The 25851-nt window shown below is 59.3% G+C and carries 26 protein-coding genes and 1 riboswitch; of the genes, 24 read left to right on the top strand and 2 right to left on the bottom strand.

Features of this window, described 5'->3' with window-relative positions:
- Positions 1–87: 87 nt before the first annotated feature.
- From ftsY to P0G09_RS09760, 13 genes are all read left to right on the top strand, one after another.
- Entirely contained in the window at positions 88–1026 is a 939-nt protein-coding gene (gene ftsY, locus P0G09_RS09820; protein WP_275252550.1) for a signal recognition particle-docking protein FtsY, read from the top strand.
- 110 nt (positions 1027–1136) lie between these two features.
- Positions 1137–1769, top strand: a complete 633-nt coding sequence (gene rdgB, locus P0G09_RS09815; RefSeq protein WP_154276560.1) for an RdgB/HAM1 family non-canonical purine NTP pyrophosphatase — start codon at positions 1137–1139, stop codon at positions 1767–1769.
- A 14-nt stretch (positions 1770–1783) separates the two neighbouring features.
- Positions 1784–2080, top strand: a complete 297-nt coding sequence (locus tag P0G09_RS09810; protein WP_005932885.1) for a YhbY family RNA-binding protein — start codon at positions 1784–1786, stop codon at positions 2078–2080.
- The gene (nadD, locus tag P0G09_RS09805; RefSeq protein ID WP_275252549.1) at positions 2077–2763 is read left to right on the top strand and encodes a nicotinate (nicotinamide) nucleotide adenylyltransferase; all 687 of its coding nucleotides are present in this window, start codon (positions 2077–2079) and stop codon (positions 2761–2763) included. Before P0G09_RS09810 ends, nadD begins: the two co-directional genes overlap by 4 nt.
- On the top strand, positions 2717–3304 hold the full coding sequence (yqeK, locus tag P0G09_RS09800; protein ID WP_156066040.1) for a bis(5'-nucleosyl)-tetraphosphatase (symmetrical) YqeK: 588 nt from the start codon (positions 2717–2719) through the stop codon (positions 3302–3304). The genes nadD and yqeK overlap by 47 nt, the downstream gene beginning before the upstream one ends.
- A gap of 126 nt (positions 3305–3430) precedes the next feature.
- Positions 3431–4861 carry an LCP family protein gene (locus P0G09_RS09795; protein WP_227622307.1) on the top strand — a complete coding sequence of 477 codons (1431 nt, stop codon included), beginning with the start codon at positions 3431–3433 and terminating at the stop codon, positions 4859–4861.
- A gap of 21 nt (positions 4862–4882) precedes the next feature.
- Positions 4883–5263 (top strand): ribosome silencing factor, encoded by a 381-nt coding sequence (gene rsfS, locus P0G09_RS09790; RefSeq protein ID WP_117533527.1) that lies wholly within the window; start codon positions 4883–4885, stop codon positions 5261–5263.
- Positions 5264–5314: 51 nt separating this feature from the next.
- Positions 5315–7861 carry a leucine--tRNA ligase gene (gene leuS, locus P0G09_RS09785; RefSeq protein ID WP_275252548.1) on the top strand — a complete coding sequence of 849 codons (2547 nt, stop codon included), beginning with the start codon at positions 5315–5317 and terminating at the stop codon, positions 7859–7861.
- Between the two features lie 247 nt (positions 7862–8108).
- Positions 8109–8285 carry a 30S ribosomal protein S21 gene (gene rpsU, locus P0G09_RS09780; RefSeq protein WP_005928271.1) on the top strand — a complete coding sequence of 59 codons (177 nt, stop codon included), beginning with the start codon at positions 8109–8111 and terminating at the stop codon, positions 8283–8285.
- A 277-nt stretch (positions 8286–8562) separates the two neighbouring features.
- Positions 8563–9066 carry a YqeG family HAD IIIA-type phosphatase gene (locus P0G09_RS09775; RefSeq protein WP_242888439.1) on the top strand — a complete coding sequence of 168 codons (504 nt, stop codon included), beginning with the start codon at positions 8563–8565 and terminating at the stop codon, positions 9064–9066.
- A complete protein-coding gene (locus P0G09_RS09770; RefSeq protein ID WP_275252547.1) occupies positions 9063–9929 on the top strand; it encodes a TIM barrel protein in 867 nt (288 codons plus the stop codon). The genes P0G09_RS09775 and P0G09_RS09770 overlap by 4 nt, the downstream gene beginning before the upstream one ends.
- Before the next feature lie 109 nt (positions 9930–10038).
- Entirely contained in the window at positions 10039–10596 is a 558-nt protein-coding gene (gene efp / locus P0G09_RS09765; RefSeq protein ID WP_005932902.1) for an elongation factor P, read from the top strand.
- 68 nt (positions 10597–10664) lie between these two features.
- Positions 10665–11237, top strand: coding sequence for a CD1247 N-terminal domain-containing protein (locus P0G09_RS09760; RefSeq protein WP_275252546.1), 573 nt, complete (start codon positions 10665–10667; stop codon positions 11235–11237).
- A 55-nt stretch (positions 11238–11292) separates the two neighbouring features.
- Here the strand turns inward: P0G09_RS09760 and P0G09_RS09755 are convergent, their stop codons facing one another.
- On the bottom strand, positions 11293–11580 hold the full coding sequence (locus tag P0G09_RS09755) for a hypothetical protein (RefSeq protein WP_275252545.1): 288 nt from the start codon (positions 11578–11580) through the stop codon (positions 11293–11295).
- Between the two features lie 150 nt (positions 11581–11730).
- A riboswitch (ZMP/ZTP riboswitch) is annotated at positions 11731–11818 on the top strand.
- A 51-nt stretch (positions 11819–11869) separates the two neighbouring features.
- On the opposite strand from P0G09_RS09755, the gene P0G09_RS09750 reads away from it, so the two are divergent.
- The 3 genes from P0G09_RS09750 to P0G09_RS09740 all read left to right on the top strand — a co-directional run bounded on the left by P0G09_RS09750 (position 11870) and on the right by P0G09_RS09740 (position 14725).
- Positions 11870–13531, top strand: a complete 1662-nt coding sequence (locus P0G09_RS09750; protein ID WP_275252544.1) for a formate--tetrahydrofolate ligase — start codon at positions 11870–11872, stop codon at positions 13529–13531.
- A 90-nt stretch (positions 13532–13621) separates the two neighbouring features.
- Entirely contained in the window at positions 13622–14206 is a 585-nt protein-coding gene (locus P0G09_RS09745; protein ID WP_275252543.1) for a hypothetical protein, read from the top strand.
- 183 nt (positions 14207–14389) lie between these two features.
- Positions 14390–14725, top strand: a complete 336-nt coding sequence (locus P0G09_RS09740) for a PBECR2 nuclease fold domain-containing protein (RefSeq protein WP_275252542.1) — start codon at positions 14390–14392, stop codon at positions 14723–14725.
- A 237-nt stretch (positions 14726–14962) separates the two neighbouring features.
- Here the strand turns inward: P0G09_RS09740 and P0G09_RS09735 are convergent, their stop codons facing one another.
- Entirely contained in the window at positions 14963–15865 is a 903-nt protein-coding gene (locus P0G09_RS09735) for a GDSL-type esterase/lipase family protein (RefSeq protein WP_005932911.1), read from the bottom strand.
- Between the two features lie 182 nt (positions 15866–16047).
- Here P0G09_RS09735 and P0G09_RS09730 point away from each other — a divergent pair, with 182 nt between their 5' ends.
- The 8 genes from P0G09_RS09730 to P0G09_RS09695 all read left to right on the top strand — a co-directional run bounded on the left by P0G09_RS09730 (position 16048) and on the right by P0G09_RS09695 (position 25762).
- A complete protein-coding gene (locus P0G09_RS09730) occupies positions 16048–17199 on the top strand; it encodes a cysteine desulfurase family protein (protein WP_275252541.1) in 1152 nt (383 codons plus the stop codon).
- 175 nt (positions 17200–17374) lie between these two features.
- On the top strand, positions 17375–18574 hold the full coding sequence (gene thiI, locus P0G09_RS09725; RefSeq protein ID WP_005932913.1) for a tRNA uracil 4-sulfurtransferase ThiI: 1200 nt from the start codon (positions 17375–17377) through the stop codon (positions 18572–18574).
- 5 nt (positions 18575–18579) lie between these two features.
- Positions 18580–19899, top strand: coding sequence for a competence/damage-inducible protein A (locus P0G09_RS09720; protein WP_156068727.1), 1320 nt, complete (start codon positions 18580–18582; stop codon positions 19897–19899).
- A gap of 19 nt (positions 19900–19918) precedes the next feature.
- Positions 19919–20818, top strand: a complete 900-nt coding sequence (locus tag P0G09_RS09715) for a CinA family protein (protein ID WP_275252540.1) — start codon at positions 19919–19921, stop codon at positions 20816–20818.
- Between the two features lie 201 nt (positions 20819–21019).
- Positions 21020–23860, top strand: a complete 2841-nt coding sequence (secA, locus tag P0G09_RS09710; RefSeq protein ID WP_275252539.1) for a preprotein translocase subunit SecA — start codon at positions 21020–21022, stop codon at positions 23858–23860.
- 63 nt (positions 23861–23923) lie between these two features.
- A complete protein-coding gene (locus tag P0G09_RS09705) occupies positions 23924–24178 on the top strand; it encodes a type II toxin-antitoxin system HicA family toxin (protein ID WP_097770846.1) in 255 nt (84 codons plus the stop codon).
- The gene (locus P0G09_RS09700; RefSeq protein ID WP_117505747.1) at positions 24175–24513 is read left to right on the top strand and encodes a type II toxin-antitoxin system HicB family antitoxin; all 339 of its coding nucleotides are present in this window, start codon (positions 24175–24177) and stop codon (positions 24511–24513) included. Before P0G09_RS09705 ends, P0G09_RS09700 begins: the two co-directional genes overlap by 4 nt.
- A gap of 28 nt (positions 24514–24541) precedes the next feature.
- Entirely contained in the window at positions 24542–25762 is a 1221-nt protein-coding gene (locus tag P0G09_RS09695) for a M20 family metallopeptidase (RefSeq protein ID WP_098922961.1), read from the top strand.
- Positions 25763–25851: the final 89 nt, after the last annotated feature.

Here is a 25851-nt window from a genome sequence, read left to right as displayed (position 1 = left end):
TGGCATACCGGGCAGCACTGAGCGCAAATCGTGAAATGGCGGGTTTTGCCATCACGGATAGAAACAGCAAAACAAAGGAGAGAACCAATGGGCCTCTTTGGATTTGGCAAAAAAGAAAAAGATAAGATGAAAGACGGCCTCGAAAAGACCCGCACGGGCTTCTGGGGCAACATTATGAATACCCTCACCGGCAGCAAGATCGATGATGATCTTTACGATGAGCTGGAAGAGCAGCTCATTCTGGCCGATGTGGGCGGTGAAGTGGCCATCAAACTGGTGGACAAGCTGCGGGACCGAGTGAACGAGAAGGGCCTGAAAACCGGTGAGCAGGCCAGCGATGAACTGCGCGACCTCATTGCCGATGAGATGCGCCCCGAAGCAGAGATGGACCTGAGCGGCACGCCCGCCGTCATTCTGATCATCGGTGTGAACGGGGTGGGCAAGACCACCAGCATTGCCAAGCTGGCCGATTTCTATACCCGTCAGGGCAAAAAGGTCATGCTGGCTGCAGGCGATACCTTCCGTGCCGCCGCCAGCGAGCAGCTGGAGATCTGGGCCGACCGGGCGGGTGTGCCCCTTGTCAAGGCGGGCGAGGGCGCGGACCCCGCCGCTGTCATTTTTGACACGGTCAAGTCGGCCACCGCACGCGGCTATGATCTGGTCATTGCGGATACCGCAGGCCGCCTGCACAACAAGGCAAACCTGATGGCAGAGCTTTCCAAGATCAGCCGCAGCGTCAAAAAAGCCAGCCCCGAGGCCAGTCTGGAGACCCTGCTGGTGCTGGATGCCATCACGGGCCAGAACGCCATCAGCCAGGCCCGGGAGTTCTGCAAGGCGGCAAACGCCACGGGCATCATCCTGACCAAGCTGGACGGCACCGCCAAGGGCGGCTGTGTCGTGGCGGTCAAGCAGCGGCTGGGCCTGCCCGTGCGGTTCATCGGCGTGGGTGAGGGCATCGATGACCTGATCCCCTTCACCCCGGAGGGCTATGTGGAAGAGCTGCTGCCCCGGCAGTGGAAACATTAAGTGTCGAACGGATCTGCAATCAGACCTCTCAGGCCGCGCTTTGGCGCGTCCAGCTCCCCTGGCAGGGGAGCCAAGTGTAGGAGTTCGACAGGGGCAGAGAGGAGAAAAACATGAAAATTTGTGCAGCGACCGGCAACGCCGGTAAGCTCCGTGAACTGCGGCGCATTCTGGAAGCGCAGGGCCACGAGGTGGTCAGCCAGAAGGAGCTGGGCATCACCATTGAACCCGATGAGACCGGCACCACTTTTGAGGAAAACGCCCTCATCAAGGCCGAGACCATCTGCAAAGCCAGCGGCCTGCCCACCATCGCCGATGACTCGGGCCTCTGTGTGGATGCGCTGGAGGGTGCCCCCGGCGTGTACAGCGCCCGCTACTGCGGCCGCCACGGCGACGATGAGGCCAACAACGACAAGCTGCTGGAGAATATGCAGGATGTCCCGGCGGAACGGCGCGGCGCAAAATTTGTGGCCGCTGTCTGCTTTATCCTGCCCACCGGCCGGCACCTGACCTGCCGGGGCGAGTGCCCGGGCAAGGTGGCCTTTGCGCGCCTGGCGGGCGATTACGGTTTTGGCTACGATCCGCTGTTCATCCCAGATGAATGCGGCGTGGGCAAGGCGGAAAAGCGCCCCAATACCGAGGGACGCAGCTATGCCCAACTCACCCCGGACGAAAAGGATGCCATCAGCCACCGCGGTGTGGCGCTGGCAAAGCTGGAAAAAGAATTACCTGAATTTCTGAAATAAAAGGAGAAAAAATTATGTTGACGAGCAAACAGCGCGCCATTCTGCGCGGCAAGGCAAACACCATGGACCCCGTTTTCATCGTGGGCAAGGGTGAGATCGACGAGACCATGATCCAGGGCGTGAAGGACTGCCTGGATGCCCGGGAACTGATCAAGCTCAAGGTGCTGGAGAGCAGCATGTACAATGCCCGTGAGGCCTCTGTCAAGCTGGCAGAGGCCACCGGTGCCGACTGCGTGCAGGTCATCGGCTCCAAATTCGTGCTCTATCTGCAGAAGAAGAAGGACAGCGCCTACGCTGACCTGCTGAAATGAGGCTCCTGCTGTACGGCGGCACCTTTGACCCGCCCCACAACGGCCACCTGAACAATCTGCGCGCCGCCGCTGCCCGGGTGCGCCCGGACAGGGTGGTGGTGATGCCTGCGGGGCTTTCCCCCTTCAAGCAGTCCACCGCCGCCCCCGGCAGCGCCCGGGTGGAGATGTGCGCGTGCTTCCGTGCACTGGAAGCGGAGGGGGCTGTTCCGGCGCTGTGTGTCAGCGGCTGGGAGGTGGAGCAGGCCGCGCTGGGCAGGCGCAACTATACGGTGCTCACGCTGGAAATGCTGGCCCGGACTTACCCGGAGGCCGAGCTGTACATGGCCATGGGCAGCGATATGCTGCTGAGCTTTGACAGCTGGCACCGCTGGCAGGAGATCCTGCGGCTGGCCCGGCTGGTGGTCACGAGCCGGAATGTGGGCGATGCGCCGGAGCTTCACGCCAAGGCAAAGCAGATGGACCCCACCGGGGCCCGCATTCTGTTTGCACAGGTCGAGGCTCTGCCTATGGCCAGCAGTAACCTGCGTGCCCGCCTTGCAGCAGGGGAAGCGTGTGAAAATGAACTGCCCGCCCTCGTGCGCCGGGTCATCCGGCGGGAGGGGCTTTACCGGGCAGACAGAGGGGAAAGCGGAAACCATGAATCTGAAACAGGCAAAGGAACTTGTGCGCGGCCGGTTGAGTGACAAGCGTTACGAGCATACCCTGAACGTGAGAAAAATGGCCGTCAAGCTGGCAAAGCGGTATGGCGTGGATGAGGACAAGGCCGCGCTGGCCGCCCTGCTGCACGACTCGGCCAAGGAGATCAGCAAGGACGAGATGCGCGCCATCATGCGGGCCCACCCGGAACTGGCCGAGGGCGGGGAAGAGCGCCCCACCCCGGTGTGGCACGGCATCTGCGCCGCCATCCTGGCCCGCACCGAGTGGGGCGTGGAGGATGAGGCTGTGCTTTCGGCCATTGCCTGCCACACCGCGGGCAAGCCCGGCATGAGCAGGCTGGATAAGATCGTCTATCTGGCGGATATGTCCAGCAAGGAGCGGGACTGGCCCGGGGTGAACAAGCTGCGCAAGCTGGAGCTGAAGGATCTGGATCTGGCCATGCTGGCAGCCCTCAGGCAGACGAACGACTTTGTGCTCTCGCAGGACAAGCCCCTGGACCCCATGTCCAAGGCGGCCTACGATGAGATCAAAGCAGAGGTGGATGCCCGGGCTGCAAAGGCCGGGTGAGCCTGTTTTTCTGCACACACCCTGCTCCGGAAAAGAATACCGATTGCAGATTGTGGGTAAGAATGCTATACTATGGAACATGACGACAGTCTCTGTCGGAATAAAAAAGCTGGAGGAACCGAACGAATGAGTCAAGGTCCGCGTCATATCAATACAGACCGCTCGCTGAACCGTCCCACGGAGCAGCGCCCCACGGAGGCTTCAGCCCTGCATCAGGTGTCGCTGTCCGGGCAGCCGGATTTCTTCCAGAACGAACAGCCCGCACCCCAGCGGCCGGAACCGCCCCGCCAGAGCGCGGGCGGCGGACGCGGCGGCAACGGCGGCAGTCAGCCGCCCCGGCACGCGGCCCCCGCTGATGCTCCCCGCCGCCGCAAAAAGAAGAAAAAGACCCCCGTGTGGCTGCCGATGGCTGTGACGCTGGCGGTGCTGGCCGTGATCTCGGGCGTGGTGGTCTACGCCGTGAACATGGTGAACAAGGTGGAGGATAATCTGAAGCCCGAGGAGAACGCGACCTCGCTGGTGGAGGAGATCCAGACGCTGGAGGAGTATAAGGGCGATGTGGTGAACATCCTTGTCTGCGGCATCGACTATGAGGAGGGCCGCGCCTATTCCTCGGACGGCAGCAACGACGGCATGACGGATATGATCCTGTACTGCCAGTTCGATATCAAGGGCGGTGCCCTGCGGATGCTGCAGATCCCCCGCAACAGCCTTGTTGCGACCCAGAACCGCAAGATCACCCTTTCCAACGGCAAGACCTACGCGGCTACCAACTATCAGATCAACTCGGTGGCCCTCTCCAACGGCGGCGACATTGCCGCGCTGGCGGAGGTCATCTATGACCAGTACAAACTGCCCATCGACTACTATGTGACCATTGATATGCAGGCACTGGTGGAAATGGTGGACAACTTCGGCGGCATCGAGGTGTATATCCCCCACGATATGTCCTTTGCGGGCAGTGTCCTGAAGCAGGGCTACCGCAACCTGGACGGCGCATCGGCAGAGTTCTTTGTCCGCTGCCGCCACGGCGAGGGCTACGCCAACTCGGATATCGACCGCCTGAACATGCAGCGCTACTTCTATGCCGGCCTGTTCAAGCGGGTGCGCAGCATGGGCGTGACCGATGTCATTGCGCAGCTGCCCCTGATCTTCAACAACTATATCCACACGGATATGGATCTGACCACCATTGCCAAGATGCTGGTGTCCTTTACCCGCATCGACAGTGGGAACATCATGCTGGCCCAGACCCCTGTGTTCATGGGCGTGCCCAATGTGGGCAAGACCAGCAGCTTTGACGGCTACTCCTGCGTAGTTCCGGATGCCGGTTCCATTGCAGAGCTGCTGAACACCTATTTCCGCAATTACACCGGCCCCGTGAGCGCCGAGGAAATGAACCTTGTGACCAACAACTGGCCCCACGGCACCGCTTCCACCAGCGCCAACGTCCAGTTCGTGGGACAGCTGGACAAGGAGTCCGATGATGCCATCCTGAGCGGCGATACCGACGTGGCAGGTGCGACCACCACCGACGGCCAGGCCGCGGGACAGTAACAAACCAGAGAGGAGACTTTTATGGAAAACAAGATCGACAGCAAGACCCTTGCCATTGAGATCGCAAAGATTCTGGACAAGAAAAAGGCCCAGGATGTCCGCGTGCTCAAAGTGGAGAGCCTGACCGTTCTGACCGATTACTTCGTCATTGCTTCCGGCACCTCCACCACCCAGGTGGGTGCTCTGGCCGACGAGGTGGAGTACGAGCTTTCTCAGAAGGGCATCGAGCCCTACACCACCGAGGGCTTCGACTCCAAGAACTGGGTGCTGCTGGATTATTCCAGCGTCATCGTGCACGTCTTTGTGCCCAACACCCGCACCTACTATGATCTGGAACATCTGTGGGCCGATGGTGAGCCCATGGATATCTCGGAATATCTGACCCCGGAAAACAGTCTGTAAGCTTCCCTGCCTGCAAGGGCGGCTGCCGAATATGAGGAGTGATTGAAAGCTATGAAGTATGATTACAAGGCCGTTGAGGCCAAGTGGCAGAAGGTGTGGGAGGACGAAAAGACCTTCCATGCCGAGATCGACCACAAAAAGCCCAAGTTCTATGCGCTGGTGGAGTTCCCGTATCCCTCGGGTGCGGGCCTGCATGTGGGCCACCCCCGCAGCTATACTGCCCTGGATGTGGTCAGCCGCAAGCGCCGCCAGAACGGCTATAACGTGCTGTACCCCATGGGCTGGGATGCCTTCGGTCTGCCCACCGAGAACTTTGCCATGAAGAACCACATCCACCCGGCCATCGTCACCAAGAAGAATGTGGATCACTTCCGTGAGCAGCTCAAGGCGCTGGGCTTCTCCTTTGACTGGGATCGCGAGATCAACACCACCGACCCCGAGTACTACAAGTGGACCCAGTGGATCTTCCTGCAGCTGTACAAGCATGGCCTGGCCTACAAGAAGGAAATGAACGTCAACTGGTGCACCGGCTGCAAGTGCGTGCTGGCAAACGAGGAAGTTGTCAACGGCGTGTGCGAGCGCTGCGGCAGCGAGGTGGTGCACAAGGTCAAGAGCCAGTGGATGCTCAAGATCACCGCTTACGCCGACAAGCTGATCGACGGCCTGGATGGTCTGGATTACATCGAGCGCGTTGCCACCCAGCAGAAGAACTGGATCGGCCGCAGCCATGGTGCAGAGGTGAACTTCGGTACCACCGCAGGCGATACCCTGACGGTTTACACCACCCGCTGCGATACCCTGTTCGGCGCTACCTACATGGTCGTCTCCCCGGAGCACGCCATGGTCAAGGAGTGGCTGGAAAAGGGACTGCTCAAGAATGCGGATGCCGTTACGGCCTATCAGGCAGAGGCTGCCCGCAAGAGCGATTTCGAGCGCAGTGAGCTGAACAAGGAAAAGACCGGCGTGAAGCTGGAGGGCGTGATGGGCATCAACCCCGTCAACGACAAGCAGATCCCCATCTTCATCTCCGATTATGTCCTGTCCACCTACGGCACCGGTGCCATCATGGCTGTGCCCGCCCACGATACCCGCGACTGGGAGTTCGCCAAGAAGTTCGGCCTGCCCATCATCGAGGTGGTCAAGGGCAATACCGAGTCCAATCTGGACGAGGCTGCCTTTACCGATGTTGCCACCGGCACGCTGGTCAACTCCGGCTTCCTGGACGGCCTGTCTGTGACCGATGCCAAGAAAAAGATGATCGAGTGGCTGGAAGCCAACGGCAAGGGCTGCGATAAGGTGAACTACAAGCTGCGCGACTGGGTGTTCAGCCGTCAGCGGTACTGGGGCGAGCCGATCCCCATGGTCAAGTGTGAAAAGTGCGGCTGGCAGCCCCTGCCCGAGAGCAGCCTGCCTCTGACCCTGCCCGATATCACCGACTTTGAGCCGGGCCCCGATGGTGAGTCCCCGCTGGCCCGCCATACCGACTGGGTCAAGACCACCTGCCCCTGCTGCGGCGGCCCCGCTACCCGCGAGACCGACACTATGCCCCAGTGGGCCGGTTCCTCCTGGTACTTCCTGCGCTACATGGACCCCCACTGCAAGGACGCTCTGGCCTCCAAGGAGGCGCTGGAGTACTGGTCTCCCGTGGACTGGTACAACGGCGGCATGGAGCACACCACCCTGCATCTGCTGTACAGCCGTTTCTGGCACAAGTTCCTGTACGATATCGGCGTGGTGCCCACTGCCGAGCCCTACCAGAAGCGCACCGCCCACGGCATGATCCTGGGCCTGAACCCCCACAGCTTTGTCAATCTGCCCGCTGACGAGCAGGAGAAGCTGCTGAAGGAGTATGGCAGCCAGAAGGCCGCCGAAAAGGCACTGGAAGAGAAGTACGGCGAGATGGCACGCCATCCCATCGTCAAGATGTCCAAGAGCCTGGGCAATGTCATCAACCCCGACGAGGTGGTGGACCAGTACGGTGCCGACACCATGCGTCTGTATGAGATGTTCATGGGCGACTTTGAGCAGGCCGCACCCTGGCAGACCTCTGCCATTGCCGGCTGCAACCGCTTCCTCGACCGCGTGTGGACGCTGTCCGACAAGCTGGTGGAGGGCGAGGGCTACCGCCCCGCCATTGAGACCCTGATGCACCAGACCATCAAGAAGGTGGGCGCTGACATTGAGGGCCTGAAGATGAACACCGCCATCGCCCAGCTGATGACGCTGGTCAACGCCCTGTACGACAACGGCGGCGCGACCAAGGCCGAGCTGGAGACCGTTGTTCAGCTGCTGAACCCGTTTGCTCCCCACATGACCGAGGAGCTGTGGGAGAAGCTGGGCCACAGCCACAATGAGCAGCTGGCCTACTACCCCTGGCCCCAGTACGAAGAGGCCAAGTGCGTGGAGAGCACCGTGGAGATCGCCGTGCAGGTGAACGGCAAGGTGAAGGCCCGCCTGAAGGTGGCTGCCGACATCGATGCTGCTGCCGCCATTGCCGCCGCCAAGGCTGACCCCGCAGTTGCCGCCGCTCTGGAGGGCAAGCAGATCGTCAAGGAGATCTACGTCAAGGGCCGTCTGGTCAACCTGGCCGTGAAGTAAACCTCTCAGTCACGCTTCGCGTGCCAGCTCCCCTAATAGGGGAGCCCTTGGCATGCCGGTGGGGCTGTGCTGGACGCACAAAGTGTTGTGTTGCGTAAACCAGCTGAGCCCTGCGACAGAGGCAAACAAAATCTCAAAAAAGTTTTCAAAAAAGGTTGACGAACGCATGAAAATGCGCTATACTGTCTACTGTTAGTTACCATGTAACAACGAAATTCCTGCCTCACGGTCCAAGGGAGGGAATAAGATGTCGGAAATTCGTGTTAAAGAGGGCGAGTCGCTGGAAAGCGCACTGCGTCGCTTCAAGCGCAGCACCGCTCGCAGCGGTGTGCTCGCAGAGGTTCGTAAGCGCGAGGCTTACGAGAAGCCGTCTGTTAAGCGCAAGAAGAAGTCCGAAGCAGCCCGCAAGCGCAAGTTCAAGTAATTAACTGCTTGAAATCGCACGTTGCTTTAGATTTCAAACGCGTTGCTAACGCCGATGTAGGAGAGCCTGAAACTCAGGCTCTCCTATTTTCATTTATGAAAAAGATAAACATCCTCGCCCTCTCCGTCATTGCTGCGCAATGCCACCTCTCCCAAGGGGAGAGGCTTTGGCAATCCGTGCAAAGTTATTGGTTTCGCCAGAGGCTCTCCCTTTGGGAGAGCTGGACGCGAAGCGGACTGAGAGGGTGAGCCTGTGAAAGGCAAAGAGAGGGTTCTGTATGTTAGTTACCCCCGAATATGTATTCAAGGATGTGACCCACATCACGCCGGAGTGGCTGGCCCAAAAGGGCATCCGGGCGCTGGTGCTGGATATCGACAACACCCTGACCGCCGACCGCAGTCAGGAGCTGCCGGAAGAAGTGGCCGAGTGGCTGGAAGCCATGCGCAGGGCGGGCGTAAAGCTGACCATCGTTTCCAACGGTGCCGAAAAGCGGGTGCGCCCCTTTGCGGAAAAGCTGGGCCTTGCCTACCTCTACCGCAGCGCCAAGCCCCTGCCCTTTGCGCTGGGGGTGGCCCGCCGCCGGATGCAGGTGAAGCGCAGGGAAATGGCCATGGTGGGCGACCAGCTCTATGCCGACCGGATGGCGGCGGCGCTCTATGGCATCCCGGGCCTGATGGTCATCCCCCGTGGGCCGGATCTTGGGGCACAGGTGGTGCTCAAGCGCAAGTGGGAGAAAAAACACTGGCAGGAATACTACGACCGGGGAGGTAAGACCCTGTGAGTGAGTGGAAGATCCGGTTCGGCACCGCAGGCACCAGCGACAGCTTCACGGCCATGGGGTATAAGAACAGTCTGGACATTCCGGCCTATACCGAAAAAATGGGGCTGGATGCCTTTGAATACCAGTGCGGCCATGGAGTCCGGCTGGGGCTGGACAAGGCCCGGCAGATGGCTGACGATGCCGCCGCCCGGGGGATTTTGTTCAGCGTCCACGCGCCTTACTATATCAGCGCCTCCAGCCTGGATGAGGAAAAGCGGCTGAACAGCGTGAACTATCTGCTCCAGAGCGCGGCGCTCTGCAGGGCGCTGGGCGGCAGGCGGGTCATCTTCCACTCCGGCAGCTGCGGCAGGCAGAGCCGGGAGGCTGCCCTGGAAAAAGCGCTGGACACCCTGAAACGGGCGCAGGACGCGCTGGATGAAGCGGGCTTTGCCGAGATCATCCTCTGCCCTGAGACGATGGGAAAGATCGGCCAGCTGGGTACGCTGGAGGAGGTGCTGGCTCTCTGCGGAGTGGACAGACGCATCACCCCCTGCATCGACTTCGGCCACCTCAACGCCCGGACGCTGGGCGGCATCCGGTCCAAGGCGGATTATGCCGCTATCCTTGACCGCATCGGGGAGGCGCTGGGGGATGAGCGGGCCCGGCAGTTCCATGTCCATTTTTCCCGCATCGAGTATTCCAAGGGCGGTGAAAAGCGGCACTGGACCTTTGCCGAGACCCAGTTCGGCCCCGAACCCCAGCCCCTGATGGAGCTGCTGGCCGAGCGCGGGCTTGCACCTGTCATCATCTGTGAGAGCGCCGGTACGCAGGCAGAGGATGCACAGACGATGCAGAGAATGTATTGTGGAAGAACTTTTTTCTGATTTTATCGTCTTTTTTGCTCAAACCCCTTGCCAAACCATGCGGGATTGAGTAAAATAAATAGAGATATGCGTTAAGCATCAATGAGATTTTACTAATGGAGGAATTCCTATGATTTCTGCAGGCGAGTTTCGCAACGGCGTGACCTTTGAGCAGGACGGCCAGGTTCTTCAGGTCGTTGAGTTCCAGCACGTGAAGCCCGGCAAGGGCGCTGCCTTTGTCCGCACCAAGACCAAGAACGTGATCACCGGCTCTGTGGTTGAGACCAGCTACAACCCGACCGCAAAGTTCCCTCAGGCTTTCATCGAGCGCAAGGACGTGACTTACAGCTATGAGGATGGCGATCTGTACCACTTCATGGACAACGAGACCTACGACGATATCCCCGTCAACGCTTCCGATGTGCCCGATAACTTCAAGTTCTGCAAGGAGAACGAGCCGTGCAAGCTGCTGAGCTATAAGGGCAAGGTCTTCAGCGTCGAGATCCCCAACTTCATCGAGCTGGAAGTCACCCAGACCGAGCCGGGTGTCAAGGGCAACACCGCCACCAACACCCTGAAGCCCGCTACTGTCGAGACCGGTGCTGAGATCCGCGTTCCTCTGTTCATCAACGAGGGCGACCACATCCGCATCGATACCCGCACCGGCGAGTATATGGAGCGCGTCTAATTTACCGACAGACCGGGCAGCGGGCAACCGTGTGCCCGGTTTTTTGATTAAGATAGGAGGTCATTCTTATGAAGGAAAAGGCTGCATACCTGCGGGGCCTGATCGAGGGCCTGGGCATCGACGAGACCACCAAAGAGGGCAAGGTCATCAAGGCCATGAGCGAACTGCTGGGCGAACTGGCAGAGGCTGTGGACGGCATCGATGAAGATGTGACCCGCGCCTACGACCAGATCAACGACCTGAGCGAGGAGCTGGAGGATCTGGAAGCCGACCTCTATGAGGACGATGAGGATGACGAGGAGCCCGAAGAAGAGAAAGAGGATACCGAAGAGGACGACAATGACGATGATATCGCCAGTGAGCCGTTCTATGAGGTGGCCTGCCCCAACTGCGGCGAGACCGTTTACGTCAGCGAGGACGACCTGGACGCGGGCGAAGCAAACTGCGCCCACTGCGGCGTGACCTTTGAGGTCGCGCTGGAGGATGAGGACGAGGAGCAGGAGGAAGGCCCCGTGCAGTACGAGGTGACCTGCCCCGCCTGTGGTCAGACCACTGTGTTTGAGGAGGACGACCTGCTGGATGGCGCACCCAAGTGCCCCGGCTGCGGCAAGCCCCTGGACTTTGAAGTGACCGAAGAGTAAAGCACAACAAAAAGGACCGTCTCCTCAGCGGGAGACGGTCCTTTTTTTATGCCGTTCAGCGGGTCTCGTTTGCCTTCTGCAGCCAGATGCTGCCAATGTCCAGTGCGTTGTACAGGCCATTCTTGGTGGTCTGGCGGAACACGCGGGCCTCAGGGGCCAGGCTGTCGTTGGTGGAAAAGACCTGAATGTGTACCTTATCGGCCACATCCATGCCGCCCACGGATTTGGTGCTCAGGATCTGCATCCGCAGCACATAGGGGTCGGTCATACGGCCGTAATACAGCTCGTTGTCCTTACGGACGAGGGGCTTGCCTTTATAAGTCAGTTTCGGTGTACATGGCATCGTGAAAGCCTCCCTATCGTTTGATACACTTTAGTATAACACATCTGGCAGGATGGATGCAAGCCGCAGGGGCCGTACAGGCAGATTTTTCTTTGCGGACAGTTTCTGCTTGACAAACCACGGGCAGATGTGATATCTTTGACCCAGAAGAACGGGTTTGCCTGCTGACGGAACGTTGTGGAGCACCACAGTGCAGACAGAACCGGGTTTTGTTACGCCGACCGTCTGGGCAGCCTTGCGCTATTGGTGCGCAAAGCTGTCCTTTTTGCATTTCAGGGAGGATTTGAGCATGAAGTCTGATATCGAGATCGCACAGGAAGCCAAAATGAAGCCCATCACCGAGATCGCTGCCTCGCTGGGCCTTGCCGATGAGGATGTGATCCCCTATGGCCGCTACAAGGCCAAGATCAACCATCGCCTCATTCACAAGGCATCCAGGCAGGGCAAGATGATCCTGGTCACGGCCATCAGCCCCACCCCGGCAGGCGAGGGCAAAACCACCACCAGCGTGGGCCTGGCCGATGCCATGAACGCTCTGGGCAAAAAGACCATGCTCTGCCTGCGTGAGCCCAGCCTTGGCCCCGTGTTCGGTGTCAAGGGCGGCGCGGCCGGCGGCGGCTATGCCCAGGTGGTGCCCATGGAGGATATCAACCTCCACTTTACCGGTGACCTGCATGCCATCGGCACCGCAAACAACCTGCTGGCTGCCATGATCGACAACAGCATCCAGCAGGGCAACCCCCTGAACATCGATCCCCGCCGCATCACCTGGAAGCGCTGCATGGATATGAACGACCGCCAGCTCCGCTTCATCGTGGATGGTCTGGGCGGCAAGGTCAACGGTACCCCCCGTGAGGACGGCTTTGATATCACCGTTGCCAGCGAGGTCATGGCGATCTTCTGCCTGGCCACCAGCATCTCCGACCTGAAGGAGCGGCTGTCGAAGATCGTCTGCGCCTACACCTACGAAGGCAAGCCCGTCACGGCTGGCGACATCGGTGCCGCCGGTGCCATGACCGCGCTGCTTAAGGATGCCCTTGACCCGAACCTCGTTCAGACGCTGGAAAACAACCCCGCCATCATCCACGGCGGCCCCTTTGCCAACATTGCCCACGGCTGCAACAGCGTCATGGCCACCAAGCTCAGCCTCTCACTGGCCGATTACGTCATCACGGAGGCGGGCTTCGGTGCAGATCTGGGTGCCGAGAAGTTCCTGGATATCAAGTGCCGCTATGCCGGCATCGCCCCCAGCGCCTGCGTGCTGGTGGCCACTGTCCGTGCCCTCAAGAGCCACGGCGGCGTTGCCAAGGCTGACCTGAACCAGCCGAATCTCGAGGCTGTCAAGGCTGGTGCCTCCAACCTTGTGCGCCACATCGACAACCTGAAGAACGGCTTTGGCCTGCCTGTGGTGGTGGCCATCAATGCCTTCCCCGCCGACACCCCGGAGGAGCAGGCATACGTTGAGCAGGTTTGTGCCGAGCAGGGCGTGCCCTGCGTCCTGAGCGAGGTGTTCGCAAAAGGCGGCGAGGGCGGCAAGGCTCTGGCCGAGAAGGTGCTGGAGGTCATGGAGGACCGTCCCATCCAGTACGTCTACCCGCTGGAGATGCCCCTGAAGCAGAAGGTGGAAGCCATCGCCAAAAAGATCTACCGTGCCGATGGTGTGAATTTCAGCGCCGCCGCTTCCAAGACGCTGGCCGAGCTGACCGAACTGGGCTACGGCGACCTGCCGGTCTGCATCGCCAAGACCCAGTACAGTTTCAGCGATAACGCCAAGCTGACGGGTGCGCCCACCGGCTTTACCATGGAGGTACGGGAAGTCCGCCTTGCCGCCGGTGCCGGTTTCGTGGTGGTCATCTGCGGCAACATTATGACCATGCCCGGCCTGCCCAAGAAGCCCGCCGCCGTCAATATCGACGTGGATGCCGAAGGCAAGATCACGGGGCTGTTCTGATTAAAAAAATATGAAGTCCCATGTCCGCACCGTTAAGGTGCTGGGTATGGGACTTTTTAGCTCAACAAATCGGAAGCGGTGGAGAAAAAGATGAAAGCTTACCACATGAGTCAGACACTACAAGTTGGGGATAAATTAAAAGCTGGATACAAGAGAAATGAAATTCGTTGTAGAGAGGTTATCAGCACATTAGAACAATCTGAACAGTGTCTCGAAACAACGATTGCGTCGATGAAATTGCAAGGTGATGAATGGCGTGAATATGTAAAGTGGTGTGTTGAAGGAATCTTTGAATTTGTAAGAGAAACCGAATTTTCTTTTCTTCCAAACCGTTTAAATTGCAGCTACTATTTCGACAATATTGAATATTATAAAGTGTTATATGAAGCCGGCTGGGCTCAGAAATCGGAAGAAGAGAGAGCGCAAATTCGACTTTTTGAGGTTGACCTTGAAGAAGAGAAACCTACAAAATATGATATGCTTCTTTTCGATGAAGCTTTTGATGTTATGTTGAACACAAAAAATATAAAGGGTGTAGTAGAATGCGCCCGAAAATATTTTTCTGGAGAATGTAGCAATGACCCTGTTTGGGAAATTATGAGTGACAAACCGGCGATAGCAACAAAAGATATAACGGAAATCTTACTTGATTGCCTTGGCCTGGTCAAACAATGAAAAGTTTTAGTTTTATTGTTTGGCAAATCAAAATACCATTCTATGAAATCCCTGTGCTAAGCCACTCTCCCTTTTCTATATACAAATCAACTATAAGATGTTATACTGAAATTATCAAACAGGATTGGTGTGAGTGCGGACGTGAATTTTATCTGTAAGATCGACCGGGAATTATACCGTGTTGTGGAACAGGAACTGCTGACAGAAGAAGTTATTATCACAGAAGAACAGATTCTGCACATCGAAGAAGGGCATCCCGGTGATTATGGACGATTATCGGCTTATATTTCGCAGGTACTACAGGAGCCAGACTACATTCTGCGTGGAAATCGTCCGCACACTGCATTGGTGTTGAAAGAAATCTCAACACCGGACTTGACAGCAGAAATTATTCTGAGGCTGAAAGTTTTCAGTGATCCGGAAGAATACAAAAACTCTATTATCACGATGTGGAGCATCAGCCAGAAACGCTTCCGTCGTCTTTTGCGTCAGAGTGAGATACTTTACAAAAAGGGATAAATGTGGTATCCTAAACATAGGATAAGAAAGGTATTTGAGGTGGTCAATTTCGTGGCAGCCACACGCCGATGGTAACGACAAGGGCTTAGGCTCTGAGAGATGCAGGAGAACGCCACGCCTGCCAAATACCAATCGATGGGGAACGGTTTAGATGCCGTTCCCCGTTCCTGTTTGTATGACAAAACCGCTCTTCCAGTTTGATGCCGGAAGGGCGGTTTTTCTATACGAATATTTAGTTTAAGCCGTCTGTTGGCCCACGGTGTGGGTGGCGAGATATTCCACCCAGGCGGGGTAGCCCTCCGGCTTGATGTGGATGCCATCGGGTTGGGCGTATTCGGCTTTCAGGTCACCATTGTCGTCGGCAAGGGCTTCCCACAGGTTCAGAAAAGCGCAGTTCTTTTCCAGCGCAATGGCAGCCAGCTCATTGTTGATCTCGCACAGCCGCTCTTTGTACAGGCCGGGATGGCTGCTGCGCACCTCGGGCCGGACAGGCGTAATGGACTGCACGTAGATCTGCGTGTTGGGCAGGGCCTGGGAGATCATATCCAGCATGAGCCGGTAGTAGGTGAGAAAGCTGGAATAATCCCCGTCCCGGTTGAGCACGTTGGTGCCCAGCAGGATATACAGCACCGGGGGCTGCCGGGCTGTCAGCACCTCCATGGGGACCTCGGTGCCGCCATCGGAGCGCTTGCAGGTGGTGCCATTGACCACAACGCTGGGGTTTGCGCCCCGGTAGGCGCAGAAGGAGGCCTCCGGCAGACCGCTGGAATAGATCTGCATCCCCTGCGTCAGGCTGTCGCCCAGAAAACAGACGTTGGCAAAATAACTGCGGTCCACGGCGGTGGTGCGGTCCAGCGCGGCCAGCCGGAAATCCATGGCGGTGGACCCGGCAGAGGTGGTCTGCACGGTCAGCCGCCGCGCGGGCGTGTAGCTGATGGTGTTCCACTCGCTGCTCTGCAGCTCCTGCTGGAAGATGGTCGGGCCCTGCACGGCGGCAGGGCTCTGCTCCCGGTGGAGGTGCTTCCACAGCAGGCCTACGGCGCTGAGCAGGATGAGCAGCACCAGCAGCCCGGCAACGGCAAAAGTCCTGCGCCAGCGCTTGCGCAGGATGCGGCGGCGGTATTCCTGATAATCGGCCATAAAAACACCCGGCTTTCTTTGTGTTCTTTACCCTCATTATACAGCACCCGGCGGGGCCGTGCAAGTGGGCCGTGCTACTTTACGGCGGCAGATGCTTTGTGGTATAATCATCATGGTTTAGTATGAAATCCTGTCGGCGGCGGGTGCCGCTGGCGTAACTGAGAAAGCAGGAATCAAAATTTATGCTGCAAAACCCTGAATTGCATTATCTGGACAACGCCGCAACCACCATCGTGGCCCCGGAAGTGGCGGATGTCATCAACAAGGCCATGCGGGAGCACTGGGCCAACCCGTCCAGCCTGTATGCCCCCGGTGCCCGGAGCGAGGAAGCACTGAACGCCGCCCGCGCCGCCGTGGCCCGCACCCTGGGCTGCAAGAGCCGGGAGCTCTATTTTACCTCCTGCGGCAGCGAGAGCAACAACATGGCCCTGCTGGGCGCGGCCCTGACCCGCAGGTTCGGCAAAGGTATCGTGGTGTCCGGCTTTGAGCACCCCAGCGTGCAGAAGCCGCTGGAGCGTCTGGCCGCCATGGGCTATGATGTGACCGTGGTGGACCCCGGCCCGGACGGCACGCTGGACATCGACCGGATGCTGGAGCATGTGGACAAAAACACCATCCTTGTGGCCTGCATGATGGTCAACAACGAGGTCGGCACTCGGAACGATGTGGAGCGTCTGGCCGCAGAGGCCAAGCGCCGCAACAGCCGCACCATCGTCCATGTGGATGCCGTGCAGGCCTGGATGCGGGTGCCCATCAAGCTGGCGAACATCGACACGCTGGCTGTCAGCGGCCACAAGATCCACGCACCCAAGGGCATTGGTGCGCTCTACCTGAGCGACAGCTTGTATCAGGCGTTCCAGGCTCCCTATCTGGGCGGCGAGCAAGAGCGGGAGAAGCGCCCCGGCACCGAGAACCTGCCCTATGCGCTGGGCCTTGCTGCCGCGGCCACCCGCCTGAACAAGACTATGAAGAGCCGGGATGCTGCTGTGCGCGCCCTGAACCAGCGCCTGCGGGAGGGGTTGAAAGCCTTTCCGGAGGTGGTCATCAACAGCCCGGACAATGCGGTGCCCGAGGTGCTGAACTTCAGCGAGAACTGCATCAAGAGCGAGACCATGCTGGCCCATCTGGCACAGCAGCAGGTCTATGTCTCCTCGGCCAGTGCCTGCGGCCGGGGCCAGCCCAGCCACACCCTTGCCGCCATGGGCAGGGACCCGCTGGCCATTGATACGGCCATCCGCGTGTCCTTCTGTGCGGATAACACCCCCGAGGATGTGGATGCGTTCCTCAACGCCTTCGAGGACGGAATGAAGCATTTGCAGAGAATCAAAAAGTAAAAAAGGAAAGCATCCTCACCCTCTCAGGCCGCTCCGCGTCCAGCTCCCCCAAAGGGGGAGCTCTTGACAAAACCGGAAACTTTGCGTGGAATGCCAAGGCCTCCCACTTTGGGGGAGGTGGCAGCGCGTCAGCGCTGACGGAGAGGGTGAGCCAGCTATAATTAAGGAGAACTCTATGCGTGAAATTATTATGGGCTATCAGGGCGAGATGTCCCTGAAGGGCCTGAACCGCAACCAGTTTGAGTCGGCCATGATGAAGATCCTGCGCTACCGGCTCAAGACCGTGGGCAAGTTCAAGGTGTACTGCACCCAGTCCACCTTTTATATGGAGCCCGAAGAAGAGGACGTGGACATGGATCTGGCCTTTGACCGGGTGCGCACTGTGTTCGGTCTGGCGGCGCTGAGCCGTGCTGTGGTCTGCGAAAAGGACTTTGATACCATCTGCCGGACTGCGGAGGAGTATCTGGGCGACAGCCTGCACGGCATCAAGACCTTCAAGGTGGAGGCCCGCCGTTCGGATAAGACCTACCCCATGACCAGCCCTGAGCTGATGCGGGAGCTGGGCGCTTACCTGCTGGGGCTGCACAACTACCTGCGGGTGGATGTGAAGAACCCCCAGTTTAAGGTCATTGTGGAGATTCGCGATTACGGTGCGTATATTCATGGTCCGAAAATACCCGGAGAGGGTGGCCTGCCCGTGGGTACCTCCGGTCGTGCCCTGAATATGCTCTCCGGCGGCATCGACAGCCCGGTGGCTGCTTACCGGATGGCAAAGCGCGGTCTGGCCCTGGATCACATCCATTTTGCGTCCCCTCCGTATACTTCTGAGCGCGCAAAACTAAAAGTTAAAGCTCTGGCCCAGAAGATCACCCCTTATACCGGCAGCTCCAACCTGTTTGTGGTGCCCTACACCAAGCCGCAGGAGTATATCCGGGACAATGCCCCCGATGTGCTGTTCACGGTGCTGATGCGCCGCAGCATGATGCGCATTGCCAATCGGATTGCCACCAGACAGGGCTGCGAGGCCCTCATCACCGGCGAGAGTCTGGCTCAGGTGGCAAGCCAGACCGTCAAGGCCCTGCAGTGCACCGATGCCGCCCAGGATCTGCCCATCCTGCGCCCGCTGATCGGCATGGACAAGACCGAGATCATCGAGACCTCCCGCCACATTGGCACCTACGAGACCAGCATCCTGCCCTATGAGGACTGCTGCACCATCTTCACCCCGCCGCACCCGAAGATCCGCCCCGAGCTGGCAGAGATCCTGGAGGCCGAAGCCGCCATGCCCGGTCTGGCAGAGCTGGAGGCCGAAGCTGCTGAGAACACCGAGCGGATCCGCATCCGCATTACGGACGAGATCGAGTTTGAGGGGTGAGCGGCATGACAGCGGAGATCATCAGTGTGGGCACCGAGCTGCTGCTCGGCAACATCCTCAACACCAACGCCCAGTACCTGAGCCGGGAGCTTGCTGAGCTGGGCATTACGGTCCAGCGGGAGAGCACCATCGGCGACAATCAGGGGCGGCTGGCGGACTTTGTCAACGAGGCAAAGAACCGCTGTGACCTGCTGGTATTCACCGGCGGTCTGGGCCCCACGGCAGACGACCTGACCAAGGAGACCGTTGCCGCCTGCTATGGCGATACGCTGGTCTTTGACGAGAGCGAGTGGGAGAAGATCACCGGTTATTTTGCCCGCTCCGGCCGGGTGACCACCCCCAACAACCGCAAGCAGGCCATGGTGCCTGTAAAGGGGCATAAGATCATCAACCACCACGGCACCGCCCCCGGTGCATGGTTTGAGCAGGAGGGCCGCTGTGCTGTCCTGATGCCGGGTGTGCCCAGCGAGATGAAGGCCATGTGGAACGAGAGCGTCCGCCCCCTGCTGATGAAGCGTCAGAACTGCACCCTGCACTCTGTCACCCTGCGGGTGCTGGGCGGCGAGAGCAGCCTGGAATATCAGGTGCGTGATCTGCTGGAAAACGCCAACCCGACTGCTGCCATCTACTGTAAGACCGGTGAGTGCGAGATCCGCATCACCGCCCGGGCTGCTTCCGATGCGGAAGGCGAAAAAATGTGCCGGGAATATGCCAAAAAGTTCTATGATCTGCTGGGCGATGCGGTGTATGATGAGGATGTGGCCGGGCTGGAGGAGACACTGGTGCGCACCTTAAAGGAAAAGGGGCTCACCCTCTCCACCGCCGAGAGCTGCACCGGCGGGCTGATCGCACAGCGCATCACCTCGGTGCCGGGCTCCAGTGAAGTGTTCGGCTACGGCTTTGTGACCTATTGGGAGGCTGCCAAGGCCAGGCTGGTGGGCGTGGAACCGGATGTCATTGCAAAGTACAATGTGGTGTCGGCCCCCGTGGCCGCCCAGATGGCGCTGGGGGCCGCACAGGCCGCCGGTGCTGAGATCGGCATCAGCGTGACCGGCGTGGCCGGGCCGACCGGTGGAGATGCCCTCCGCCCGGTGGGCACGGTGTATCTGGGCGCGGCCCGGGGGGAGACGGTGTATGTGAAAAAGCTGTCCGTCTCCCGGCCCGACCGTGCATTGGTGCGTGCCCGTGCCGCGCAGGCCGCCCTGGAGCTGGCCCTGCGGCTGGCACAGGGAAAAGTTCCCGCAGGCACAGAGCCCCTTGCCCGGGACGCACAGCACAGCGCCGAAGCGCTGGACAAGCTGAACGAGGTGTTCCTGGGCCACTAAAAGGCAGGGGGAATGCAGGGTGACACAGCAACAGGAGACCGGGTGTGTGCTGCGGCTGTTCGGTGCGCAGTCCACAGCGGTGGGCAAAACGGTGGAAAACTTTCCGCCCCAGTGGCGGGCTGCGGCCCAGTGGAAGAGCCGGGGCGCGGAAACGCTGGTGGCCCTGCAGGCACAGAGCCCTTCCGGGCTGAAAAAGGCCGCGCAGGCCCTGCGGCAGGCGTTTTCGGCAGACCTGTACGGGGCAGGAGAGACCACTCTGCCTGCCGCCGTGGTGGAGGCGCTGGAACGGCACGATAAGCTGCTCATCTGTGCGGATGCTGCCGCCGGTGCCCTACTGGAAGCCCGGCTCGAGAACCTGCCCGGGGCCGAGAAGGTCTTTGATTTTGGCGCGGTGAGCTATGCCAACCCCAAGACCGGCCCGCTGATCGAAAAGCGTGCCCGTGCCCGCCTGCCCAAAGACTGCACTGACCCGCTCCGGCAGGCGCTGGCCCGGGCTCAGGCTGCCCGCCGCGTGGTGGGGGCAGATCTCTCTGCCGCCTGTGCCGAGCGGGAAAATGACTGTGTGCTGGTGCTCAGCTGCAGGAAAGGCTGCTTTCTGCGCACCGTCCCGGCGGGAGAGAACCCCGCCCTCTGGCTGTTGGATATCATCCGGCGCACGGCGGCAAACAAGCCTCAGGCTGAGGGGACAGGCTTCCTGCCTGCCCGCAGGGCTGCAAAGAAGGACGTTTCGCCCGGCCCCCAGCCCAAGCGGCATCCCCTGCGCCGGGTGTGCATGACGCTGCTGGTGCTGGCTCTGCTGGCGGCTCTTGCTGCGGTGGGGGCGTGGAAATATACCAACGGCAATTTCTACGCCCTGCCGGAACAGCTGCGCGCTCTGCTGACGGAGCACGTTCCCCGCCCGGGGGCGACATTGGTATAGGACCGACCCTCTCCGTCATTGCTGCGCAATGCCGGAGAGGGTCTTTTTTTCTAAATTAACAGAAAGTTCACCCAAAAAACGGATAAAATCTATCCATCGGGTTTGACGGGTTTTCAGCTTTGGTGTATCATATAAACAGTATGTGGTTTTTCCGCTGTTGGGCGGCCTGCCGCCCCGATTTTTGATAGATGAGGTGTAACAATGTCCCTTGCTGAAAAACTCTTTGGCAGCTTCTCTGACCGGGAGCTGAAAAAGATCAATCCCATTACCAAAAAGGTGCTGGCACTGGAAACAAAGTATCAGCCGATGTCCGATGCCGAGCTGCAGGCGCAGACCCCGGCCCTGAAAGAGCGGCTGGCAAACGGCGAGACGCTGGATGATATCCTGCCCGATGCCTTTGCTGTCTGCCGCGAAGCTGCCTGGCGTGTGCTGGGCATGAAGCACTTCCCTGTGCAGATCATGGGCGGCATTGCCCTGCACCGCGGCTCCATCGCCGAGATGCAGACCGGTGAAGGCAAGACCCTGGTGGCCACCCTGCCCGCCTACCTGAACGCCCTGACCGGCGAGGGCGTGCACATCGTCACCGTCAACGATTACCTGGCCAAGCGCGACAGCGAGTGGATGGGCAAGCTCTACCGCTGGCTGGGCCTGAATGTCGGCCTGATCGTGCAGGGCATCGATGGCGATGCCCGCCGCCGTGCCTACAACGCCGATATCACTTACGGCACCAACAATGAGTACGGTTTCGACTACCTGCGCGACAACATGGTGACCTATAAGGACAACATGGTGCAGCGCGGCCACGCCTTTGCCATCGTCGATGAGGTGGACTCCATCCTGATCGATGAGGCCCGCACCCCTTTGATCATCTCCGGCAAGGGCGAGGATTCCTCCAGCCTGTACACCCAGGTGGACCGCTTCGTCCGCACCCTGCACAAGAGTGTGGTGGTCGAGCTGGAAGATAAGGTGGAGGCCGATGATCAGACCGACGGCGATTATGTTGTGGACGAAAAGCACAAGACCTGTACCCTGACCGCCAAGGGCATCCAGAAGGCCGAGGAATACTTCAAGGTCGAGAATCTGGCCGCCGCGGAGAATATGACCCTGGCCCACCACATCGATCAGGCCATCAAGGCTTACGGCGTGATGCAGAAGGATATCGACTATGTCGTGAAGAACGGCGAGGTCATCATTGTGGACGAGTTCACCGGCCGCCTGATGATCGGCCGCCGCTACAACGAGGGCCTGCATCAGGCCATTGAGGCCAAGGAGGGCGTGAAGATCGCCGCCGAGAGCAAGACGCTGGCGACCATCACCTTCCAGAACTATTTCCGCATGTACAAGAAGCTGTCTGGTATGACCGGTACCGCCAAGACGGAAGCCACCGAGTTCACCGAGATCTACGGCCTGAACATCGTCACTGTGCCCACCAACCGCCCCAACATCCGCAAGGATTACCCGGACGCGGTCTACAAGACCGTCAACGGCAAGTACAAGGCTGTCATCGAGCAGGTGCTGGAATGCCACAAGAATGGTCAGCCGGTTCTGGTGGGTACCGTCAGCGTGGAAAAGAGCGAGACGCTGGCCAAAATGCTGCAGAAGTACACCCGCGATTTCAATGTCCTGAACGCCAAGAACCACGAGCGCGAGGCTGAGATCGTGGCGCAGGCCGGCAAAAAGGGTGCCATCACCATTGCCACCAACATGGCAGGCCGTGGTACTGATATCATGCTGGGCGGCAACGCCGAGTTCATGGCCAAGGCCCAGATGCGCAGGGAACACTTCTGTGAGAACCTGCTCGACCCCGAAAAGCCGCAGGATGCCGACCCGAATGCGGTGGAGCTCCTGCTGACCGAGGCCGACGGCCACGGCGACACCAACGATGAAAAGATCCTGGCGGTGCGGAAACGGTTTGAGGAGCTGTATGCCCAGTACAAGCCGGCCATCAGCGCCGAGGCAGAGGAAGTGCGCAAGGCCGGTGGTCTGTTCATCATCGGTACGGAGCGGCACGAGAGCCGCCGCATTGATAACCAGCTGCGCGGCCGTGCAGGCCGTCAGGGCGACCCTGGCGCTTCCCGCTTCTACCTGAGCCTGGAAGATGACCTGATGCGCCTGTTCGGCGGTGACCGCGTTTCCAACCTGATGGATACCCTCAAGCTGGACGAGGATACCCCCATTGAGAACCGGATGATCACCAGCACGCTGGAGAGCGCCCAGAAAAAGCTGGAGGGCCGCAACTTTGAGATCCGTAAGAATGTGCTGAAGTACGACGACGTGATGAACCAGCAGCGCGAGATCATCTATGGCCAGCGCCGCAAGGTGCTGGACGGTGAGGATATCAGCACCGAGATGCACAACATGCTGCGGGAGAACATCGATTCCAGCTGCAAGCAGTTCCTGGCCGGAGATGTGAAGGACGAGTGGGACTTTGGTGCCCTGCGCCGCCACTATCAGGGCTGGCTGACCACCGATGCCGACTTCCACTACACTGTGGCCGATTACGACAGCATCTCCCAGAAGGGCATCGCCGATCTGCTCTACGACCGCGGAATGCAGATCCTGCAGGCCAAGGAGGTGCGGTACGGCGCACCGGTCATGCGTGAGCTGGAGCGCATCTGCCTGCTCAAGTGCGTGGACCGGATGTGGATGGATCACATCGACAACATGGACCAGCTGCGGCAGGGCATCGCCCTCCGTGGTTACGGCCAGAAGGACCCCGTGGTGGAGTACCGCATCGAGGGCTTTGATATGTTCGACCAGATGGTGGATTCCATCCGGGAGTCCAGCATCAAGATGCTGCTGACCATCGAGGTGCGGCAGGCCGGTGCTGCCCCCAAACGGGAGCAGGTGGCCAAGCCCACCGGTGAGGGCTTTGTACCCGGCAACGGTGCGCCCGGTGTCAAGGGTGCCCCCAAGGGCCAGCCTGTCCGGGTCATCAAGATCGGCCGCAATGACCCCTGCCCCTGCGGCAGCGGCCTCAAGTGGAAAAAGTGCACCTGCGCCCAGTATCACCCCGAAGGAAGCAACGGCGGGGAAAATTGAGTTGGTAACTAAAAATAGTTGCAAATAAAGAAGAACATGCTATACTGGAAGTAGGATGAGGATATGGGGCAGAAAGAAAAGCTGATCGAGCGGCTGAAAGCCAAGCCAAAGACTTTTACCTTTGATGATGCCGAAAGCCTGCTGCGATATTTTGGGTATGAGCGCTCCAACAAGGGCCGTACCAGCGGTTCCCGCATTGTGTTCGTATCGGAACAGTATCCACCGATCTTGATGCATAAACCCCATCCCCGAAAAGAACTGCTGGAATATCAGGTCAAGCAATTGATTCAAATTCTGGAACAGGAGGGACTTCTGTGAATAACACGATGGAGTACAAGGGCTATGTTGGCAGTGTGGAGTTCTCGGAGGAAGATGGCCTGTTTTATGGCAAGGTCATGGGGATCCGGGCTCTGATCTCTTATGAGGGCAGTACCGCTGCAGAGCTGGTAAATGATTTCCACGGTGCAGTGGATGATTATCTGGCATTGTGCGAGGAAAAACACACCGAACCGGAACGTGCCTATAAGGGGAGCTTCAATGTCCGCATTTCCCCGGAATTGCACAAGCAGGCGGTCATTTTTGCAATGGCCCACAATATGAGTCTGAACAGTCTGGTGGAAAATTCCATTGAACAGGCTGTCCATGCAGGCTGAAAATCAAACAGAATGGGAGCTGACTGATATGTTGACTGCAAAAGAACTGCTGGGCCGTGCCCAGGCGCTGGAACCCCAGCTGGTGGAGTGGCGGCGCACCCTGCACCGTCACCCGGAGGTGGGCTTTGATCTGACCCAGACCAAGGCACTGGTGAAAAAGGCCCTGACCGAGATGGGCTACGAGCCCAAGGACTGCGGCAAGGCCGGTGTCATTGCGCTGGCAGGTGGCAAAAAGCCCGGCAAGACCATCCTGCTGCGGGGCGATATGGATGCCCTGCCCATTCAGGAGGAATCCGGTGTGGATTACGCTTCCGAGGTGCCGGGCAAGATGCACGGCTGCGGCCACGATATGCACACGGCAATGATGCTGGGTGCTGCCCAACTGCTCAAGGAGCACGAGGATGAGATCGAGGGCACCGTCAAGCTGGAGTTCCAGCCCGCCGAGGAGATCTTCCAGGGCTCGCCTGATATGATCGCCAACGGCCTGCTGGAAAACCCCAGTGTGGATGCGGCAGTCATGTTCCATGTGCTGGGCGGAATGCCCATCCCCGCCGGTGTGGTGCTGGTGCCTGCCTGCGGCGGCATCACCATGGCAAGCTGTGAGCAGTATCACATCATCGTCCACGGCAAGGGCGGCCACGGCTCCATGCCGGAAAAGTGCATCGACCCCATCACGGCGGCGGCACACATCCACATTGCCCTGCAGGAGATCAACAGCCGGGAGCTGGATGCCCACAGCTTTGGCGTGTTCACCACCGGCCGCTTCCAGGCAGGCGCGGCCTCCAATGTCATCCCGGACAGCGCGGAGATGTGGGGCACCATCCGCACCACCGACCCCGAGGGCGCGGTGACGGAGCTGCTGCACAAGCGGATGACCGAGATCGTGCAGGGGGTGGCCACGGCCTACCGCTGCACCGCCGAGATCACCTTCAGTGATTACTGCCCCTGCATGGTGGTGGACAAGGAGCTTGCCGGCAACGCCCTGACCTATATGGGCGAGCTGCTGGGCAAGGGTGCAATGGATATGACCCCGATGACCGGCGGCAAGCCCGGCGGCGGCAGCGAGGATTTCGCGTTCGTCAGCCATGAGGTGCCCACCGTGAGCATGTTCCTGACGGCGGGCAACGCCAACGAGGGCTACACCTACGGCCAGCATCACCCCAAGGTGAAGTTTGATGACAGCGTCCTCTTTGAGGGCAGCGCGGCCTATGCCTATATGGCCCTGCGCTGGCTGCAGGAGCACAAGTGATCGGATAAAAACAAAGACCTCCTCTGGAAAACGGCCAGAGGAGGTCTTTCTATATTATGGGCAAAAAGGCCGAGCAACGGAAAAGCCTT

It is taken from the genome of Faecalibacterium sp. DFI.5.82, from assembly GCF_029076575.1.
GTDB classification, from domain to species: domain Bacteria; phylum Bacillota; class Clostridia; order Oscillospirales; family Ruminococcaceae; genus Faecalibacterium; species Faecalibacterium duncaniae.
Note: the sequence above shows the minus strand (reverse complement) of the source record. Positions and strands in the feature narration are given on the sequence as shown.